This window comes from Streptomyces sp. (assembly GCF_031181555.1).
Taxonomy (GTDB): Bacteria; Actinomycetota; Actinomycetes; order Streptomycetales; family Streptomycetaceae; genus Streptomyces; species Streptomyces fimbriatus.
Window position 1 is genome coordinate 1 of record NZ_JAPSKQ010000123.1, and the last position, 19,513, is coordinate 19,513.

General features: G+C 70.8%; 15 protein-coding genes and 1 pseudogene. 10 read left to right on the forward strand and 6 right to left on the reverse strand.

The features are described from left to right. The 5 genes from RIM90_RS22320 to RIM90_RS22340 form a co-directional block, all read left to right on the forward strand. Positions 1–1,543, forward strand: a 1,543-nt coding sequence (locus RIM90_RS22320) for a helicase-related protein (protein ID WP_309062525.1), incomplete at its 5' end; no start/stop codon positions are given. 218 nt (positions 1,544–1,761) lie between these two features. Next, positions 1,762–2,340, forward strand: coding sequence for a TerD family protein (locus RIM90_RS22325; protein WP_142196045.1), 579 nt, complete (start codon positions 1,762–1,764; stop codon positions 2,338–2,340). A gap of 77 nt (positions 2,341–2,417) precedes the next feature. After that, complete coding sequence (locus RIM90_RS22330) at positions 2,418–4,427, forward strand: TerD family protein (protein ID WP_309062526.1); 2,010 nt, start codon at positions 2,418–2,420, stop codon at positions 4,425–4,427. A gap of 286 nt (positions 4,428–4,713) precedes the next feature. After that, entirely contained in the window at positions 4,714–5,715 is a 1,002-nt protein-coding gene (locus tag RIM90_RS22335; RefSeq protein ID WP_309062527.1) for a TerC family protein, read from the forward strand. Between the two features lie 291 nt (positions 5,716–6,006). Next, complete coding sequence (locus RIM90_RS22340) at positions 6,007–7,119, forward strand: ionic transporter y4hA (RefSeq protein ID WP_309062528.1); 1,113 nt, start codon at positions 6,007–6,009, stop codon at positions 7,117–7,119. A 36-nt stretch (positions 7,120–7,155) separates the two neighbouring features. Here the strand turns inward: RIM90_RS22340 and RIM90_RS22345 are convergent, their stop codons facing one another. Continuing rightward, positions 7,156–8,202 carry an LD-carboxypeptidase gene (locus RIM90_RS22345; RefSeq protein ID WP_309062529.1) on the reverse strand — a complete coding sequence of 349 codons (1,047 nt, stop codon included), beginning with the start codon at positions 8,200–8,202 and terminating at the stop codon, positions 7,156–7,158. Between the two features lie 104 nt (positions 8,203–8,306). On the opposite strand from RIM90_RS22345, the gene aroQ reads away from it, so the two are divergent. Then, positions 8,307–8,780: a type II 3-dehydroquinate dehydratase gene (gene aroQ, locus RIM90_RS22350; RefSeq protein WP_309062530.1), complete on the forward strand. Its 474-nt coding sequence runs from the start codon at positions 8,307–8,309 to the stop codon at positions 8,778–8,780. A gap of 241 nt (positions 8,781–9,021) precedes the next feature. Here the strand turns inward: aroQ and RIM90_RS22355 are convergent. Then, positions 9,022–9,228 (reverse strand): annotated as a pseudogene (locus RIM90_RS22355) (MBL fold metallo-hydrolase); the annotation flags it as partial. A gap of 265 nt (positions 9,229–9,493) precedes the next feature. On the opposite strand from RIM90_RS22355, the gene RIM90_RS22360 reads away from it, so the two are divergent. After that, on the forward strand, positions 9,494–10,381 hold the full coding sequence (locus RIM90_RS22360; protein WP_309062531.1) for a hypothetical protein: 888 nt from the start codon (positions 9,494–9,496) through the stop codon (positions 10,379–10,381). 92 nt (positions 10,382–10,473) lie between these two features. Here the strand turns inward: RIM90_RS22360 and RIM90_RS22365 are convergent, their stop codons facing one another. Both RIM90_RS22365 and RIM90_RS22370 read right to left on the reverse strand, forming a co-directional pair. Continuing rightward, positions 10,474–11,619: a YihY/virulence factor BrkB family protein gene (locus RIM90_RS22365; protein WP_309062532.1), complete on the reverse strand. Its 1,146-nt coding sequence runs from the start codon at positions 11,617–11,619 to the stop codon at positions 10,474–10,476. A 270-nt stretch (positions 11,620–11,889) separates the two neighbouring features. After that, positions 11,890–12,156: a WGxxGxxG family protein gene (locus RIM90_RS22370; RefSeq protein ID WP_309062533.1), complete on the reverse strand. Its 267-nt coding sequence runs from the start codon at positions 12,154–12,156 to the stop codon at positions 11,890–11,892. Positions 12,157–12,881: 725 nt separating this feature from the next. On the opposite strand from RIM90_RS22370, the gene RIM90_RS22375 reads away from it, so the two are divergent. Further along, positions 12,882–14,900, forward strand: a complete 2,019-nt coding sequence (locus tag RIM90_RS22375; RefSeq protein ID WP_375165520.1) for a TPM domain-containing protein — start codon at positions 12,882–12,884, stop codon at positions 14,898–14,900. A gap of 44 nt (positions 14,901–14,944) precedes the next feature. Continuing rightward, a complete protein-coding gene (locus RIM90_RS22380; protein WP_309062534.1) occupies positions 14,945–15,655 on the forward strand; it encodes a PspA/IM30 family protein in 711 nt (236 codons plus the stop codon). Positions 15,656–16,282: 627 nt separating this feature from the next. Here RIM90_RS22380 and RIM90_RS22385 read toward each other — a convergent pair. Continuing rightward, entirely contained in the window at positions 16,283–16,936 is a 654-nt protein-coding gene (locus RIM90_RS22385; RefSeq protein ID WP_309062535.1) for an MBL fold metallo-hydrolase, read from the reverse strand. A 71-nt stretch (positions 16,937–17,007) separates the two neighbouring features. Beyond that, positions 17,008–17,697: a maleylpyruvate isomerase family mycothiol-dependent enzyme gene (locus tag RIM90_RS22390; RefSeq protein WP_309062536.1), complete on the reverse strand. Its 690-nt coding sequence runs from the start codon at positions 17,695–17,697 to the stop codon at positions 17,008–17,010. Between the two features lie 224 nt (positions 17,698–17,921). Here RIM90_RS22390 and uvrA point away from each other — a divergent pair. Then, positions 17,922–19,513, forward strand: a 1,592-nt coding sequence (uvrA, locus tag RIM90_RS22395) for an excinuclease ABC subunit UvrA (protein WP_309062537.1), incomplete at its 3' end; no start/stop codon positions are given.

The following is a 19,513-nucleotide window of genomic DNA, read 5'->3' on the forward strand; positions in this document are numbered from 1 at the left end:
CACCTTCCGCGTCCGCGGCGACACCATCGAGATCTTCCCGGTCTACGAGGAGCTCGCCGTCCGCATCGAGATGTTCGGCGACGAGATCGAGGCGCTGTCCACGCTCCACCCGCTCACCGGCGAGATCATCAGCGACGACCAGCAGCTGTACGTCTTCCCGGCCTCCCACTACGTCGCCGGCCCCGAGCGTCTGGAGCGCGCGGTCAACGACATCGAGAAGGAGCTCGGCGAGCGCCTGGCCGAGCTGGAGAAGCAGGGCAAGCTCCTGGAGGCCCAGCGCCTGCGCATGCGCACCACGTACGACATCGAGATGCTCCGCCAGATCGGCACCTGCTCCGGCGTGGAGAACTACTCGATGCACTTCGACGGCCGCTCGCCCGGCTCCCCGCCCAACACCCTGCTGGACTACTTCCCGGACGACTTCCTCCTCGTCATCGACGAGTCGCACGTCACCGTCCCGCAGATCGGCGCCATGTACGAGGGCGACGCCTCCCGCAAGCGCACCCTCGTCGACCACGGCTTCCGGCTGCCCTCCGCCCTGGACAACCGGCCGCTGAAGTGGGAGGAGTTCCAGGAGCGCATCGGCCAGACCGTCTACCTGTCGGCCACCCCCGGCCAGTACGAGCTCTCCCGCTCGGACGGCGTCGTCGAGCAGATCATCCGCCCCACCGGCCTCGTCGACCCGGAGGTCGTCGTCAAGCCCACCGAAGGCCAGATCGACGACCTGGTGCACGAGATCCGCTCGCGCGTCGAGAAGGACGAACGCGTCCTGGTCACCACGCTCACCAAGAAGATGGCCGAGGACCTCACCGACTACTTCCTGGAACTCGGCATCCAGGTGCGCTACCTGCACAGCGACGTCGACACCCTGCGCCGGGTCGAACTGCTGCGGGAGCTGCGCAGCGGCGAGTTCGACGTCCTCGTCGGCATCAACCTGCTGCGGGAGGGCCTCGACCTGCCCGAGGTGTCCCTGGTGGCGATCCTCGACGCCGACAAGGAGGGCTTCCTGCGCTCCGGCACCTCCCTGATCCAGACCATCGGACGCGCCGCGCGCAACGTCTCCGGCCAGGTCCACATGTACGCCGACAAGATCACCCCGGCGATGGAGAAGGCCATCGACGAGACCAACCGCCGCCGGGAGAAGCAGATCGCCTACAACCGGGCCCACGGCATCGACCCCCAGCCGCTCCGCAAGAAGATCAACGACATCGTCGCCCAGATCGCCCGCGAGGACGTCGACACCGAGCAACTGCTCGGCTCCGGCTACCGCAAGGCCAAGAAGGACGGCGGCGGCACCAAGGCGCCCGTGCCCTCCCTCGGCGCCAAGGCGGCCAAGGGCGCGAAGAGCGCCAAGGGCAAGGCCGGCGAGACGGTGCCGACCGACCGTCCCGCCGCCGAACTCGCCGAGCAGATCGAGGAGCTCACCGCGCGGATGCGGGCCGCCGCCGCGGACCTCCGGTTCGAGATCGCGGCCCGGCTGCGCGACGAGGTCTCCGAGATGAAGAAGGAACTGCGGCAGATGCAGGAGGCGGGCCTGTCCTGACGGCCCTCCCGACGGCCCCGGAAGGCGCCGGTCCGCAGCCCGCGACCGGCGCCTTCGGCGCGTTCCCGAACCCCGCCCGCCCCCGCCCCGCACGGACTGTGTTGCAAGACCGACACAAAGTGCGGACCGGGGTACGTCACTGTCAGTGCCCCTGCGTAGGGTTCTGGTCAACCGCGGTTCCGCGGCAACAGGGGACAGTTCGAGAGGGGAATCAGCGCGTGACCGTCAACATGACCAAGGGTCAGGCCATCAGTCTGCAGAAGAACGACGGCGGCAGCCTGACCGCGGTCCGTATGGGTCTCGGCTGGCAGGCGGCTCCCCGTCGCGGCCTGTTCGGCTCGCGTACCCGGGAGGTCGACCTGGACGCCTCCGCCGTCCTGTTCGCGGACAAGCAGCCGGTCGACGTCGTCTTCTTCCGCCACCTGGTGAGCGACGACGGCTCCGTGCGGCACACCGGCGACAACCTCGTCGGCGGTGTCGGCCAGGGCGGCGACGACGAGGCCATCCTCGTCGACCTGTCGCGCGTCCCGGTCCACATCGACCAGATCGTCTTCACCGTGAACTCCTTCACGGGCCAGACCTTCCAGGAGGTGCAGAACGCCTTCTGCCGCCTCGTCGACGAGACCAACGGCCAGGAACTCGCCCGCTACACGCTGGCCGGCGGCGGCGCCTACACGGCCCAGATCATGGCGAAGGTGCACCGCTCGGGCTCGGGCTGGACGATGACGGCCCTCGGCAACCCGGCCAACGGCCGCACCTTCCAGGACCTGATGCCGGCGATCCTGCCGGTTCTCTAGGCACCCGAGGCCGTGCCGGCCGCGGCGGCCGGCGCGAGACACGCACCCATCACACGCGACACAGGGGGACCAAGGCGATGACGGCCGAGCTGGTGCGGGGGCAGAACCACCCGCTCTCCCAGTCCCGTCTGGAGATCCGGATCTCGGCCGGCACGCCGATCGTGGCCGCGGCCGCGCTCGGCGACGAGAACGGCCGGATCCACGGAACGGAGTGGGTCGCCCATCCGGGCGCCCCCACCCAGCCCGGCCTGGAGGTGTCGCGGCAGGCGGCCGCCGACCACCGTCTCGCGGTGGACCTGGACGCCATGACGGACGCGGTCCACCGGGTCAGCGTGCTGCTCGCCCTGCCCGCCCCGGGCGGCGGCCCGGGGCCCGTCCGGTTCGGCGCCGTGGCGGCCCCCTTCGTCGCCGTCACCGGCCTGGACGGCACCGGGATCGCCAGCTACACCATCACCGGCCTGGAGGCCGAGTCGGCCGTCGTCGCCCTGGAGCTCTACCGGCGGCAGGGCGCCTGGAAGGTGCGCGCCGTCGGCCAGGGGTACGCAGGCGGCCTGGCCGAACTCTTCACCGACCAGGGACTGTCCCAGGCCCAGCAGCTCGCGGCCGGCATCGGCGAGGCGGTCGCGCGGGGGCTCGCCCGCTCCGTGCAGGCGCCCCCGCCCCGCCCGTCCGACGGCGACCGCTCCCGCCAGGCCGCCGCACCGGCGGTCGGCCCGGACCAGGGCGGCACCGCGCCCCAGGGCGCCCCGGGCCCCGTGCCACCCGCGTACGGCGGGCAGCCCGCCGGCCTGCCGGGCCAGGACGGACCACAGCCGGCGTACGGGGGAGCCGGCGCGGCGGACCCGTCCCCGGCCGTCGGCGGCGGCCCGATCGACTACAGCCACCCCCGGCGTCAGACCTCCGCTCCGCCGCCGCCCCCTCCGACCGCGCCGCCGTCCCTGCCCGGGCAGCCCGCGCAGCCCGTCGCGGGGGACGCCACCGGCTGGTCCATGGAGGAGCGGCTCTACAACCAGGTCTGGGGCATGTTCGAGGACCTGGCCCGCACCACCGCCGCCTACCGCAGCGCCGTCGACTTCGCCGAGTCGCGCATGGACAAGGAGCTCGAGCAGGCCCTGTCCGACCCGCGCAGCCGGATCGGAGGCCAGGGCGACGCCGCGCGCGAGGCGGCCCGCGCCCGGCACGGCCGGCTCGTCGACCAGGCGAGGGAAGCCCTCGACCGGGACCTCGCCCAGCTCGTCGCCGAGGCCGAGGTCGTCGAACCCGCGCTGCCCCCGGCCTTCGCGCGCTGGGACAATCCCGTCTGGCACGCCTACCGGGTGCCCATGGAGATACCCATGGCGCTGCGCCTGGGCGACCTCCGCCTTCCCGAGGCCGACCGGATCCGCATTCCCATGCTGCTCCGGCTGCCGCTGGAGCGCGGGCTGTGGATCGACAGCGGACGGACCGGCTCGCTCGACGGATCGTTCACCGACTCCCACGACATGCGGCGCCTCGCCATGGAGACGGCGGTGGCCCATGCGGCCCGGCTGCTCGCCGTCTACCCGGCGGGCGAGTTCACCGTGCACGTCATCGACCCGGCCGGATCCGGCGCGCAGGCACTGGCACCGCTGACGCGGACCGGTGTGCTGGCCGCCCCGCCAGCCGTGGGCGCCGCGGGCGTGACGGACGTACTGGGCAGGCTCACCCAGCGGGTCGACCTGGTGCAGATGGCGCTGCGCGGAGGTGCGCCCGACGCCCTGCCCCCCGGCTTCGACACCTCCCAGCAACTGCTGATCGTCAACGACTTCCCGCACGGGTTCGACGACCGGGCCGTCAACCAGCTGCGCTACCTCGCCGACGAGGGCCCGTCCGTCGGTGTGCACCTGATGATGGTCGCCGACCGCGAGGAGTCCGCCGGCTACGGCCCGCTGCTCGACCCGCTGTGGCGTTCACTGCTGCGGCTGACCCCGGTGGCCGACGACCATCTGGCCGACCCGTGGGTCGGGCACGCCTGGACGTACGAGCCCCCGCTGGTGCCGCCCGGCAGCCAGGTCCTCCACCAGGTGCTCACCCAGGTCGCCGCCGCCCGCCGCTCATGGAGCCGGTGAGCACCCCGCAGCCTGCGCCAAGCTCCCGGTAACGCCGCTCTAGCTGCGGCTTTATCCCATTCTTTACCCAGTCCTTTACCAATCCTTGGTGAATGGGGTACTGTCATCCGTACGGAGGGGAGTACTCCCTGTCTGTGCGGCGACCCCGTCAATACGGATCAGGCCAGATCCCGGGGCGTCGGCCCGTGGGCCACTCGGCGCTGTCCAGCGCTCGGGCCCGGGTGGAAGAGACCTCCGGCAGCGACGACGCTGACATCTGCCGTGTGACGTATCTGCCGGAGGCGCAGTGGAAGTTTCCATGACCCTATGGGTCCTGACGATCGTGGGCCTTGCCGCCCTGATCGCGGTCGATTTCTTCATCGGCCGCAAGCCGCATGACGTATCCATCAAGGAAGCCGGTATCTGGACGGTCGTCTGGATCGCCCTGGCCGTGCTCTTCGGGCTCGGCCTGCTGGTCTTCGGCGGCGGCCAGCCCGCCGGTGAGTTCTTCGCCGGCTTCATCACCGAGAAGTCGCTGAGCGTCGACAACCTCTTCGTCTTCGTCCTGATCATGGCGAAGTTCGCGGTGCCGTCGCAGTACCAGCAGCGGGTCCTCCTGATCGGTGTCCTCATAGCCCTGGTCCTGCGTGCCGTCTTCATCGCCGCGGGCGCCGCGATCATCGCCAACTTCTCCTGGGTGTTCTACCTCTTCGGAGCCTTCCTGGTCTGGACCGCCTGGAAGCTCATCCAGGAGGCCCGGGCCGAGGAACAGGACGAGGAGTACGAGGAGAACAAGCTCCTCAAGGCCGCCGAGCGCCGCTTCGGCGTGGCCGACCGGTACCACGGCACCAAGCTGTGGATCCAGCAGAACGGCAAGCGGGTCATGACCCCGATGCTGGTCGTGATGCTCGCCATCGGCACCACCGACGTCCTGTTCGCGCTCGACTCGATCCCCGCGATCTTCGGTCTGACCCAGGACCCGTACATCGTGTTCACCGCGAACGCGTTCGCCCTGATGGGCCTGAGGCAGCTGTACTTCCTCATCGGCGGCCTGCTGAAGAAGCTGGTCCACCTCTCCTACGGCCTGTCGGTCATCCTCGGCTTCATCGGCGTGAAGCTGGTGCTGCACGCGCTGCACGAGTCCGGGGTCCATGTCCCCGAGATCAGCATCCCGGTCTCGCTGGGCGTGATCTGCGCGGTCCTGATCGTCACCACGATCACCAGCCTGCGGGCCTCCCGCAAGATGGCGGAGGCCGAGGCCGCGCAGGGCCCGGGCGAGGGCCAGGAGAAGGACAGCGTCGGCGCCTGACCCCGTCGCCGCACAGAAGAACAGCCGGCGCCGGGAGCGGAGGGAAGCGCATCGCCGACCTTCGCTCCCGGCGCCCGCGTGTTTCCGGCGGCGTGCCCGGCAACGGCACTCCGCCGAAGAACCGCGGACGTCCCGCGCCGCCCTCCGGCGCCCACCGAACACGACTCGTACGAGGAGGCCATCCGTGACCATGACGACCCCGAGACGATCAGGACGGCGGAGCGGACGGACACGGTCGGAGGGGATCGCCGGCGAGGTGCGCCGTCCCTTCACCTCTGGGACGATCGCCCCATGATCGCTCGGCTCAGGCGGCTCGTGACGGAGTGGACGACCCTGGTGCCTCTGCTCGCCACGGTCCTGCTGGTCCTCACCTGGGGACGCGGTCTGCCCGGAGCGGTCGTCGTCGTGGTCACCCTGGTTCTCGCGGGAGCCGTGCTGGCGGCCGTGCACCACGCCGAGGTGGTCGCCCACCGGGTCGGTGAACCCTTCGGCTCCCTCGTCCTCGCGGTCGCCGTCACCGTGATCGAGGTGGCGCTGATCGTGACCCTCATGATCGACGGCGGGGACAAGAGCGCGTCCCTCGCCAGGGACACCGTCTTCGCGGCCGTGATGATCACCTGCAACGGCATCCTCGGACTGAGTCTTCTGGTCGGCTCGCTGCGCCACGGCACGGCGGTCTTCAACTCGGAAGGCGCCGGTGCGGCCCTCGCCACGGTCGCGACGCTGGCGACCCTCAGTCTGGTGCTGCCGACGTTCACCACGAGCAAGCCGGGCCCGGAGTTCTCCACCGTGCAGCTCACGTTCGCGGCGGTCTCCTCGCTGATCCTCTACGGCTTGTTCGTGGCGACACAGACCGTGCGGCACCGCGACTACTTCCTGCCCGTCCCCCGGCAGGGCGAGGCGGCCACCGGTGGCAAGCACACCGAGGAGCACGCCGAAGCGCCGTCCACGCGCACCGCGCTGATCAGCCTGGGGCTGCTGGGCCTGGCCCTGATCGGCGTGGTCGGTCTCGCCAAAGGCGTCTCACCCACCATCGAGTCCGCGGTGGAGACGGCCGGCCTGCCCCACGCCGTCGTCGGTGTGATCATCGCCCTGTTGGTCCTCCTCCCCGAGACCATCGCCGCGGTGCGCGCCGCACGCCGTGATCAAGTCCAGATCAGCATGAACCTCGCGCTCGGCTCGGCGATGGCCAGCATCGGCCTGACCATCCCCGCGGTCGCGCTGGCCTCCCTCTGGCTCCCCGGCCCGCTCGTCCTCGGCCTCGGCAACACCCATATGGTGCTGCTCGCCCTGACCGTGGTGGTGAGCGCGCTGACCGTGGCCCCCGGGCGGGCCACACCGCTCCAGGGAGGAGTGCATCTGGTGCTGCTCGCGGCCTATCTGGAGCTGGCGATCAACCCGTAGAGATCACCCCGGGAGACGGAAGGCGGGCCGGCGGCCTCAGTACGTGACGGTGATGCGCCGGGCGGGACCGTCGACGCGGACCAGGCCGCCGTAGGGGATCACCAGCTGCGGATCGGTGTGCCCGAGGTCCACGTCGAAGACGACGAGGGCGTCCGGGGCGTAGGTCCGCATCGCCCGCGAGACCGCCTCGCGCTGCGCGGCGGCGTAGGCCGCGCCCTCCTCCGGGCTGAGGGGCCGCTCGAACGACCACGTCTTCGGGCGGCCCATGAGGAGTGCCGAGAAGCGCCCGAGCAGTCCCCGCTCGCCCATGTTCCGCAGGGTGCGGAAGACCTCCTCGGCGCTCGGCAGCTCCTCCGAGGTCTCCAGGAACAGCACACCGCCGTCGTACTCCGACAGGTCCCGCGCGACCCCGCGGCCGGCCATCAGCATCCAGCCGACGATCTCCAGGCAGCCGCCCCAGGTGCGGCCCTCGACCACCCGGTCGGCGTTCACCCAGGTCCAGCCGGTCCCGGGCCGGGTCTCCGGCTCCGCCTCGAAGGTCGCCGGATCCGCCCAGTCCCGGTTGACGTCACCCCACCGCTCGGCGGGGCGCAGCTCGTACGCGCCCGAGGTGAACAGAGCCGCCCGCAGGGACTCGGCGGTCTGCGGGTGCAGGGCCCCGGGGCGGCCCAGCTCGACCATCACGCTCGCGCCGTGGTAGCCGACGATCCCGGTCTCGCGCAGGAAGGCGAGCAGGTTGGTGTTGTCGCTCATCCCGAAGAACGGCTTCGGGTGGGCGCGGATCAGCTCCCGGTCCAGCAGCGGTATGACGGTGATCTGGTCGTCGCCGCCGATCGACGCGACGACCGCCTTGATCTCCGGGTCGGCGAAGGCGGCGTGGATGTCGTCGGCACGCTCCGCCGGTGTCGAGCCCATGGCGCGCGTCGCCGGGTACTCGACCGGCTTCAGCCCGTACTCGCCGCGCAGCCGCTCCAGGCCCAGCTCGTAGGGGAGCGGGAAGAGTCCCGGGAGACCGTCGGAGGGAGAGATCACGGCGATGCGGTCGCCCGGTGAGGGCTTGGGCGGATACACGATGTCGGTCATGCCGGGAGGTTAGGGCCCGGCGGCCGCGTGGCGCACCGTGATAAACCGGGTCCGAGCAGCGGTTCCGGCGAGGACCGCCCCATCCCGAACGGACCGGAGGAACCGTGCCCCGCAATCTGGCCACCGCCCCGATCATGATCCTCAACGGCCCCAACCTGAACCTGCTCGGCCGGCGCCAGCCGGAGATCTACGGCTCCGACACGCTCGCCGACGTGGAGGCGTTGTGCGCCGGGGCGGCGGCGGCGCACAACGGCACGGTGGACCTGCGGCAGTCCAACCACGAGGGTCAGCTGGTGGACTGGATCCACGAGGCGCGGCTGAACCACTGCGGGATCGTCATCAACCCCGGCGCCTACTCGCACACCTCCGTCGCGATCCTGGACGCCCTCAACGCCTGTGACGGGCTGCCCGTGGTGGAGGTCCACATCTCCAACATCCACCGGCGCGAGTCCTTCCGGCACCACTCCTACGTCTCGCTGCGCGCCGACGGCGTCATCGCGGGGTGCGGAGTACAGGGGTACGTGTTCGCGGTGGAGCGGATCGCGGCGCTGGCCGGCACCGGAGTGGCCGAGGCGTAGGACCCGCCCGCCGGGCGCACGCCTCTCACCCGCAGCCTCCCGCCCGTCAGCCGGTCTCACCCGTCATCCGGGCCGCCGGTCGAGGGCGGGGACGGGGACCTGCGGCCCATCCGCCCAGGGGCCGTCGTCCTGAGCGGAACCGCCTCCAGCGGACCGCGTGGAGGCGTGTGCGGGCAGCGCGCGCGGCACACGGGAGCGGGCGAAGGATTCACACGGGGTGCGTGGGCGGGCGCCCCGCCGCTCACCACCCGCGCGCGTGCCACTCCGGCAGGTGCGGGCGTTCCGCGCCCAGCGTGGTGTCGTTGCCGTGGCCGGGGTAGACCCAGGTCTCGTCGGGGAGCACGTCGAAGATCTTGGTCTCGACGTCGTGGATCAGGCTGGCGAACGCCTTCGGGTCCTTGTGGGTGTTGCCCACGCCGCCCGGAAAGGAGATCACCCCGGAGAACACCCGGGACACACGTGAAGTCGTGGCGGGTCCTGGAGCGGTTCACCACCGCCCAGGGCCTCCCGCTCACCGAGGGCACCCGCGGCTCCCTGGTCGCGCTCGTGACGTGGATGCTCCGGGGGGCCGGCAGAACGGGAGGGGCTGCGCCGCCTCGTCGGCCGGCACGATCCTTGCCGGTGTCGTCGTCGGTCTTCGCGGGCGCGGGTGCGCCGTGTCCCGAGACGACCAAGCGGCCGCCCGCAAGGCGCTGGACGGCCCAACTGTGCGGATGCTGCAGGAAGGCGAGCGGCGCGGCCGGGGCCAGGCGGCCGCGGCTGAGGTCCCCGGCCTCCACCGGGTGGTGCGCGCCTGCCCCGACACCCTCGCCGGGGCCCGGGGCAAGGCGCTCGTCCCGACCGGCCTGCACTACGCCTCGCGTGCGCAGGATCCCGCCGGCCTTCTCCTCGGGGACGTCGCCCCGACGCCGCGCGGCCTGGTCGTGTCGGTGCTCACCGGTAGGACCAAGCACAGCGTCCGTGACGCGAAGACCAACTACCAGGACGACCCGGAGGTCCGCCCGGTGGAGGCGTGGACGGCGTACGGGACCCGCCTAACCGCCGAGGCCCCGCCACGCTGGTGGGAGCCGACAGCGCCCGCATTCGTGGGCGTCGACCGGCATGGCAACGTCACTGGCGGCATGGCCCCCGACCCCGTCACCCGGGCCATCAGGCGGACCGGCGCCCGCGCCGGGGTCCCGCTCGCCCGGACGGGCCACAGCCTCCGAATCGGCCCGGCCACGACCGCCCGCCGCAAGGGGAAGGACGCCGTGGCGATCGCCGACCAGGGCGGATGTGCCCGGCACTCCCGCTCCATGAACGGCTACTTCCAGCGCGCGGACGGATGGGGGGACAACGCCACGGCGGGCCTCACGCAGTCGTACCGGCCCGCACGGCTTCGGCTTGCTGCCGGCCTCGCTGCGCGCGGAGCCCGGTGCCGGGCCGTTCTGCGCGCCCAGTCGGGTTCCGGCCCGGGGTTCCTCGTCGGCGCCTTGGTCACCTTCACACCGGATTCGAACTGCTCGAAGCGGACAGCCTTCCAAACGCCGGTGCAACTGCTCACGATGTCCTGCAGGACATGTGTGGTGGAGTCACATCATCGTGCGCCTCCATCCGCTTGAGCGCCCGAAGCCTTGCCAGACACGTTCACGGCTTGCGGGATCCCGGTGGAGCAACGGTCATTCCGAGGGGTGCGGCGGGGCGCGGTGTGCGGTCAGGTCTCGTCCATGCGGCGCCGGTCTTCGGTGTCCCACTTCTCGGTGTCGCGGGGCTGGGTGTAGGGCTCGGCGTCAGGGGGGTGGCCGCCGACGACTGCCCGCCGGCGTAGCGTCTCGGCGTCGAACTCCAGGCCCAGCAGGATCGCAAGGTTGGTGATCCACAGCCAGATCAGGAACACGATGACGCCGGCCATGGTGCCGTAGGTCCGGTTGTAGGACGCGAAGTGCGCGACGTACGACGCGAATCCGGCGGAAGCGATCATCCAGAGCACCAGGGTCAGGAAACTGCCTGGGGTGATCCACCTGAATCCCTTCACGTCGGCGTTCGGGCTCGCCCAGTACAGGACGGCGATCATGAGGGTGACCAGGATGACCAGGACGGGCCACTTGGCGACCGACCACACCGACAGTGCCGTGTCCCCGAAACCGAGCGCCTGACCGGCCAGGCGGGCCAGGCCGCCGGTGAAAACCACGATCAGCGTGCTGAGCACCGCCGTGACCATCAGCATGACCGTCAGCGCGATGCGCAGGAGGAGGATCTTCCACACTGGGCGGCCTTCGGGCATGTCGTAGACAGCGTTGGAGGTGCGGATGAACGCCGCTACATAACCGGAGGCCGACCACACCGCCAGCGCGATGCCGATGACGGCCATGATCGAACCGACATCGGGGTTGTTCCGGAGTTGCTCCACGGCGCGGGTGATGATGTCCCGGGCCATGCCGGGAGTGAGCTGCCTGAGGTTGTCCAGCACTGTGTCGGTGGCCGACCGGCCGGCGAGGCCCAGCAGGGAGACAAGTACGAGCAGCGCCGGGAACAGCGACAGTATCCCGTAGTACGTCATGGCCGCGGCGCGGTCAGCCAGTTCGTCGTCCTTGAACTCCCGCAGCGTGCCCTTGAGTATCGTGCGCCACGACTGCTTGGGCAGTTCGGTCGGCCAGTCCGGCGCCGCCGCCTCCACCTGCTCGCCGGGGCCGTAATGCTGCTCGCCGTCGCCACCGGTCTCAGGGGGGCCGGTGGCGGAGCCGGCGACCGCACCCGACGTGTGGCCACGCTGGTCGTGGTGGCCTCTTCGTCCGTTTCTCAGTAGCCGAGCCGATTTCCGGCCACGAGGAGCAGCCTCGCGCCCTTGTCGCGGTTCCATCTGATGAGAGCTCCATACGCACAGGTACGCGGGCGGGGTCCCCGCATCGCAACGCCGGTGGCGGAACCGTGCGCACGGCTCTCCCGCAACGTGTGGGGAAGAGAGGAGCGGGCGCGGGGCTCGGCACCCAGGCGGCGGTTCGCTGTGGGCGAGACCGCCCGTGCGGTGACGGTCAGGCCGATGGAGACGAAGGCAGCCACACGGGCGTCCTCGCTGCGGATGCCTGCCTCGTGCGTCCTCTGATCCCCGTGGCGCCCTCCCCGCCTCACCTCACATGCCGGTGTGACGGGTCGTGGACTCCTGGTGGCCGTGATCGCGCTTCTTGCGCCACGGAATCAGGCCTGCCAGACCAAGGAGGCCGAGGAGGCCCCACAGGCCCGTGTTGTCGTCATCCTCGTTCTCGTTGTCCTGGGCCTGAACCGTAGCGCTGACGGCCGGCGGGTTCGCCTGTTCGGCATTCTCCTGGCTGAACGCGGCCCCTGCCGGAGCGAGAGCGAGCAGAACGGCGATCAGTGCCGTACTGGCGATTCTGCGCATGATGTCCCTCCTGATTCCTGATGGCCCAGCAGTCGCTGGGCGCTTCCCACACGTCCAATCTCAAGTAGCACACATAATCACTAGATATGCACGTTTGGTTTAGTTTTCTGTGCAACTGTCGGGCTCTCCCCAGGTTGTCGCCCTTTGCCGCACGAGGCGGGTCGCCGCGAGCCGCCCCCTGACGCCCTGCCAGGGCTCGCTTCGCCCCTGCGGCCTTCCGGCAGGCGCGCGCCTCTCTCGCGATTCCAAGCCGGAAGACGGAACGCTCGTGCGGTAGCCGCCCGTGCGCCCATGACGCGTGTGCGCGCAGCCGTCGGCGGTGAAGGGCGCCGTCGGTCGCCGGCTGAGGGAAGCTGCCCGTCCACGACGCTTCCTGCGCAGGCAACGGACAAAGAGCGAATAACCGATTTTCTTGGATGAATCAGCATGAACGGGGCGGGTACGCGGTCGGTGAAGGGCCGTACGAAAGGGGGCGTGCGATGAGCAGGCCGGAGCGAAGCGGGGCGGCGCCGGGCAGTGCTGATGCCTTCTCGCCCGGGGTGCGCAACCGTCACGATTCCCGGCCGGTCCTGCTCGTTGCGGGCTGGGTGTCGCCGCACACCGCCCTGGGGCGCGGTGCCGTGATCGGCTGCCGGTCGGCCGGGTGTGCGTGTTCGCCGGCCGGGCCGAGCGATCGCCGAAGAGCCCGAAGGCGCATAACATTGAATGCCTTTATACGCACTTTTGTGCGCATCTTCTTGGCCGTGTTGCTGGCCGTCGGCGGCCTGACCCTGGCTTCTGCGCATGCTGCCTCGGCCGACGCCCCGGTCGACCTGTCAGAGGAAGGACAAATCACGGACCGGGCCGGGGCACTCGGCGACCGGGAACCCGAAGTTGCCGAGGCGCTGGCTCGGCTGGCCGACGAACACGGACTTCAGCTGTTCGTGGTGTACGTACGCGATTTCTCCGGCCGCTCCGCACAGCGGTGGGCGTCCGAGACAGCCGCGAGGAACGGCCTCGGCGCCAGCGACGTGCTCCTCGCTGTCGCCACCGGTGACCGGCAGTACGCCTACTTTGTGGAGACAAGCTCGCCGCTGACCCGACGGGACCTGACTGAGGTCGACGCAACGGCCGTCTCGCCTGCGCTGCGGCAGAACGACTGGGCGGGAGCGGCGATCGGCGCCGCCCGGGGGTACGGCGCGGTGCTCTCAGGTCGGCCCGTGCCCACGGTGGACGTGACGCCCGGAGCGGCGGATCCGGGTCAGGGCGAGCAGGTAGGCGTCGGCTCAGGCAGCTGGCTCCTTCTGCTCCTGGTGCTCGTTCCAGTGGCTCTGGTCGCGTTCGCCCTGATGAGGCGCAGGTCGCGCAGGGCGGTCGGGCCGCGGGACGGCGGCGAGGAGACGAGGGGCGGGCCGTCCCCGGAGTCGCCGGCGGATCTCGACGCGCAGGCGCGCCAGGCTCTGGTGCGAACCGACGATGCGGTGCGCACCAGCCAGGAGGAACTGGGTTTCGCCGCGGCGCAGTTCGGCGACGATGCCATCCAGCCGTTCACCGAAGCGGTGGAGGCGGCGAAGCGGGAGCTGACTGAGGCGTTCCGGCTGCGGCAGCAACTTGACGACGCCTACCCCGAGGACGAAGCGACCCGCCTGCAGATGGTCCAGGAGATTCTTGTTCGGTGCGCGAAGGCCAATCGTCTGCTGGACGAGAAGGCCGAGGACTTCGACCGGTTGCGCGGCTTCGAACGCAACGCGCCCCAAGCCCTGGCCGCGGCTCAGGCCGCCTTCGATACCGCGAGCGACCGAGTGGTCAGCGCGCAGGGCACTCTGGCCGCCATGCGCGAGCGGTACGCCTCTTCGGCCATCGCACCGGTCCTCAGCGACGTCGAGCAGGCGGGCAGCCGACTGCAGTTCGCTCGGAACAGCTTGCAGCAGGCGCGGCAGGCTGTGGAGGGCAACGACAACGGCGCGGCCGCGATCCAGGTGCGGGCCGCAGAGGCGGCCGTGGCGCAGGCCGACCGGCTGATCGAAGCTGTCGACCGGCGGGCACAGGAACTTGCGGACGCGGCCGACGCGCTGCCGGGCGCACTGACCGAAACGGACGCGGATCTGGCGGAGGCGCGTGGCCTGCTGCAGGGAGCCAAGGAGCTTCCCACTGCCGCCCTGCAGGGGCGCATCGCGCGCGCCGAAACCGTGGCGAGCGAGGTACGCAGAGCCGTGGAGGCGGGCCGGTACGACCCCATCGACGCGCTGCGCCGGGTGGAGGAGGCCGATGCCGGGCTCGACGAGGCTCTCATGAGGACGCAGGAGAGCGAGCAGGGCACACGGCGCGCCCGGGCGTTGCTCGAGCGGACGGTACTCAGTGCGCAGTCCAGCGTCGGCGAGGCCGTCGACTACGTCATCACGAACAGGGGGGCCGTCGGCAGCGAGGCCCGTACGCGGCTCGCCGAGGCGCAGCGCAGGCTGCAGCGGGCCGAGGCCTTCGTCGCCGGCCGGGATGCCGGGGCGGTTCCCCGCGATGCCCTTGCGGAGGCGCAGCAGGCCGACGCACTGGCGCAGGATGCGCTGCTCCTGGCCCAGGAGGACGTAGAGGGTTTCGGCGTCGCCCTCGAGCCCGGCGTGTACACGGTCGGAAGCACCGGCAGCGGACTGGCAGGGGCCATGCTCGGCGGAATCCTGCTCGGTGGCTTCGGTGGCGGGTACAGCGCTGGGCCGGTCAGTTTCGGAGGCGGCGGAACACGCGCCCGGATGGGCGGCGGCCGCTTCTGACACCACCGACTTTCCCTCCCTCACTCGCGTAAAGGAGAGGTGTCATGACCAAGCAGACCATCCTGGGACGGGTCGCTCAGCTCGCCCGTGCCAACATCAACGCCCTCATCGACCAGGCGGAGGATCCTCAGCTGATGCTGGACCAGCTGATCCGCGACTACACCAACAACATCAGGGAGGCGGAGCAGGCGGTGGCCACCACCATCGGCAACCTGCGGCTGATGGAACAGGACTACAAGGAGGACAGGGAAGCCGCCGCCGAGTGGGGCCGCAAAGCGTTCGCAGCCAGCAAGAAGGCAGACGAACTGCGCGCTGCGGGAGACCCCGTGGACGCGGACAGGTTCGACACCCTGGCCAAGGTCGCCCTGAGCAGGCAGCTGCAGTCCGAAAGGGAGGCAACGGCAGCCGAGCCGACCATCGCCTCCAACACGGCCGTCGTGGAGAAACTCAAGAAAGGCCTCGACCAGATGCAGCTCAAACTCGGCGAACTGCACGGCAAGCGCGACCAGCTCGTGGCACGGGCCAAGTCCGCCGAGGCACAAAACCGCATGCTGGACGCCGTCAAAAGCATCGACGTCCTCGACCCGACAAGCGAACTCAGCCGGTTCGAGGACCAGGTGCGCCGCGAAGAGGCCCGTGCCATGGGCAAGGAAGAACTTGCCGCCTCCTCCCTGGACGCGCAGTTCGAGCAGCTCGAAGGGCTCGACGACGCGACCGAGATCGAAACGCGGCTGGCAGCGCTGAAAGCCGCATAACCACCAGCAGTCACCACTCGCCCCCTGGGAGGCGGCGGTGAAGCCGCAGCGGACGGGGTCCGCTGCCTTCACGGCGGCTGGGTCCACGAACCGATGCGCTGCCCGGGCCGTGAGAGGGCCCGCCGCCGATCAGGGGACCGGACCACGGTGGTGCGCAGAGACCGGAACGCGTCGGCACAGCCGGAGCACTCCCGTCGCCTCATGCGGGGCGGCAGCAACGGCGCCCCGGTCCCCGAGGCCGGTAGTCCACCCGTTTCCCTGGGCTCCGCCGGCTTGCCGCGCACACCGCGGCTGCCGCACCCCGGGCGCGGCGGAGTCCGTCCGCCGGGCCCCGCCCCTTCGCTGTGGCGCCTTGCCTCAGCGGCGTCCCTCGTGCTGCTGGGCGGGGTCCAGGACGCCCGACCGTCACGCAGATGCCGGGGCGCGTAACAGCAGGCCCCACGACAGGTCCTCACGCAGGGCACGAGCCGGCCGTTGTGACCGTCCCGTCCCACACGACGCGGCTGCGTCCGGGAGAGGGCGGGTCCGGCAGACGGTGGACGCCTCCCGGGGGCTTCGCTGGTGCTGCGGTGAACGCGCGACCGCCCCCGCTTTGGCTGTGAAACGGGGGCGGTCGTCGTCGGACGGTCACCAGCCTCGTGCGCGCCACTCCGCGAGGTGGGGCCGCTCCGCGCCGAGGGTGGTGTCATTGCCGTGGCCGGGGTAGACCCAGGTCTCATCGGGCAAGACGTCGAATACCTTGGTCTCCAGGCCGTCCATCAGGGAGTTGAACTCTTCCGGACGTGTCGTCCGGCCAGGACCGCCCGGGAACAGACAGTCCCCGGTGAACACGTGCGGATGCCCGTGCGGATCGTCGTAGACGAGGGCGATCGATCCGGGTGTGTGCCCGACCAGATGGCGAGCGGTGAGTTCCACCCGCCCCACGCGGATGGTGTCGCCGTCGTCGACCAGGACGTCGGTCGGCACCGGGATGCCCTCGGCGTCGTCCCGGCCGGCGTAGGTGCGGGCGCCGGTGGCGGCCACCACCTGGGCCAGCGCCTGCCAGTGGTCGCCGTGCCGGTGGGTGGTGACGACGGACGCGATGCCGTCGTCACCGATCGTGCCCAGCAGGGTCCGGGCGTCGTTGGCCGCGTCGATCAGCAACTGCTCGTCGGTGGCCCGGCACCGCAGCAGATAGGCGTTGTTGTCCATGGGACCGACCGCGACCTTGGTGATCATCAGGTCCTTGAGTTCGTGCACGTCGGCTGGGCCGCCGACCGTCACCCGACCGCTGTACGTCATGGCCGTCAGCCTATAGCGGCAGCCCCGCGCGGTCGTCCCCGGCGCAGCGGCGGGGAAGCGTCGCCGCCCCGTTACAGCGGCGGGAGCGCCGGAAGCGCGCCGCCCTTCACCCTCAGCCCGGAGCCGGCACGGCGCCCGGCGAGCCAGCCGAGCAGGTCGGCGGCCGTGCCCTCGACCATGACCGGGCCGCCCCCGGCTCCGCCCCCGGTGCTCCAGGAGCGGCCGTCGTCGGCGGTCAGGGTCGTCGCGGGCACGTCCCGGTGTCCGGCGAACCGCCGCGCCAGGAAGTCGATCTCCCGTTCCGCGAACTCCGCCGGCAGGTCCTCCAGCTCGTAGCCGATGCCGAGGTCCACGTGGTGCAGCTCCACCTCGGCCCAGCGCCGGAACGGCACCCCGGCCGCCCGGTCCGTGACCCCGTTGCGCAGCTCCACCGTGCGCGACCAGTCCGCCGGTGCCGCGCACACCGCCCGGAAGCGCTCCGCGCTCTCCCGCACGTCGGCGAGCTGTACGCCGAGGGGGCGCGGGGCGCCCTGCTCGATGTCGGCGTCCCGTGCCTCGCCGGAGACGTACATGGGACGCCCCTCGAGGACGTTCACCAGGGCGTCCGCGTTGCGGGCGAGATGGGCCAGCACGTGACCGCGGGTCCAGCCGGGCAGTCGTGACGACTGGGTCACAGCCGCGTTGTCCAGTGCGCCGACCGCGGTGAGCAGCCGCTCGGTCGCGGCCTGCACAGACACCAGGTCATGAGCGTGATCAATCATGGTGCTGACCCTAGCCGCGCCACACCTTCGGGTGAAGAGGCTGGAGCGGCGCCGTGAATCGAATGTGCGTGCTATATGGTCGTGAGCGGCGTCGGGCATGCTGGATGGTCGGGCTTTGTTCTCAAACCCGTGAATCCGACCGGCGTTGTCAGTGGCTCCCCCTAGTCTGAGAAAGCACGGGGGCCCCGCCCCTGTCACTTCTCCCAAGAAAGGTGCGGACCGGCGTGGCCGACCGTCTCATCGTCCGTGGAGCGCGCGAGCACAACCTCAAGAACGTCTCGCTCGACCTCCCGCGCGACTCGCTCATCGTCTTCACGGGCCTGTCGGGGTCGGGCAAGTCCTCGCTGGCCTTCGACACCATCTTCGCCGAGGGGCAGCGGCGCTACGTCGAGTCGCTCTCCTCGTACGCGCGGCAGTTCCTCGGCCAGATGGACAAGCCGGACGTCGACTTCATCGAGGGCCTGTCCCCGGCGGTCTCCATCGACCAGAAGTCGACCTCGCGCAACCCGCGCTCCACGGTCGGCACCATCACCGAGGTCTACGACTACCTGCGCCTGCTCTTCGCGCGCATCGGCAAGCCGCACTGCCCCGAGTGCCACCGCCCGATCTCGCGGCAGTCGCCGCAGGCCATCGTCGACCGGGTCCTGGAACTGCCCGAGGGCAGCCGCTTCCAGGTGCTGTCGCCGCTGGTGCGCGAGCGCAAGGGCGAGTTCGTCGACCTGTTCGCCGACCTGCAGACCAAGGGCTACTCCCGCGCGCGGGTCGACGGCGAGACCGTGCAGCTGTCGAACCCCCCGACGCTGAAGAAGCAGGAGAAGCACACCATCGAGGTGGTCGTCGACCGCCTCACGGTGAAGGACAGCGCCAAGCGCCGCCTCACCGACTCCGTGGAGACCGCCCTCGGCCTGTCCGGCGGCATGGTCGTGCTCGACTTCGTCGACCTCCCCGAGGACGACCCCGAGCGCGAGCGCATGTTCTCGGAGCACCTGTACTGCCCGTACGACGACCTGTCCTTCGAGGAGCTGGAGCCCCGCTCCTTCTCCTTCAACTCGCCCTTCGGCGCCTGCCCCGAGTGCACCGGCATCGGCACGCGCATGGAGGTCGATCCCGAGCTGATCGTCCCCGACCCGGACAAGAGCCTCGACGAGGGCGCCATCCACCCCTGGTCGCACGGCCACACCAAGGACTACTTCGACCGTCTGATCGGCGCCCTCGCGGACGCGCTGGGCTTCCGCACGGACATCCCCTTCGCGGGTCTGCCGCAGCGCGCCAGGAAGGCGCTGCTGCACGGCCACAAGACCCAGGTCGAGGTCCGCTACCGCAACCGCTACGGCCGCGAGCGCCGGTACACCACGGCCTTCGAGGGCGCCGTCCCCTTCGTCAAGCGCCGGCACAGCGAGGCCGAGAGCGACGCCAGCCGCGAGCGCTTCGAGGGCTACATGCGCGAAGTGCCCTGCCCCGCCTGCGAGGGCACCCGCCTCAAGCCGGTCGTCCTCGCCGTCACGGTCATGGGCAAGTCCATCGCCGAGGTCTCCGCGATGTCCATCAGCGACTGCGCGGACTTCCTGGGCGAGCTGAAGCTCACCGCCCGCGACAAGAAGATCGCCGAGCGCGTGCTGAAGGAGGTCAACGAGCGGCTGCGCTTCCTGGTCGACGTCGGCCTGGACTACCTCTCGCTCAACCGCGCGGCGGGCACGCTCTCCGGCGGCGAGGCCCAGCGCATCCGCCTGGCCACCCAGATCGGCTCCGGACTCGTCGGCGTGCTCTACGTCCTCGACGAGCCGTCCATCGGCCTGCACCAGCGCGACAACCACCG